This is a genomic window from Streptomyces fildesensis (assembly GCF_016107395.1).
In the GTDB taxonomy this organism is placed as follows: domain Bacteria; phylum Actinomycetota; class Actinomycetes; order Streptomycetales; family Streptomycetaceae; genus Actinacidiphila; species Actinacidiphila fildesensis.
This window is the reverse complement of the sequence record NZ_JAAIKO010000420.1, coordinates 1-221: the sequence shown is the minus strand read 5'-3', so window position 1 is coordinate 221 and position 221 is coordinate 1. Positions and strand designations below refer to the sequence as shown.

Annotated in this window: 1 protein-coding gene; it reads right to left on the bottom strand. The window is 46.2% G+C overall.

Translation table 11 applies throughout. The features are described 5' to 3' along the window. The coding region (locus tag C6N31_RS47570; protein ID WP_198359786.1) for an acyl-ACP desaturase at positions 1-221 on the bottom strand (221 nt) is incomplete at both ends.

The following is a 221-nucleotide window of genomic DNA, read 5'->3' as shown; positions in this document are numbered from 1 at the left end:
AAGTTGGGAGAGCTTCTTCCGTGATCATGTCTCCGACTAGAACAACTAGGTAATCATCGGGAATCACGCTCGTCCTCTCTCTCAGTTCATCGACTTCCTGGAGAAATCCATCGGACGCCGGGTCAGGAAGAAAATCTTGTGGTTGCCAACTTTTCTCCACTGGTCTCAGATGAATCAAAATGTTCTTCTCAGCCCAATCCTCCAAGGATTTGAAAATTTCA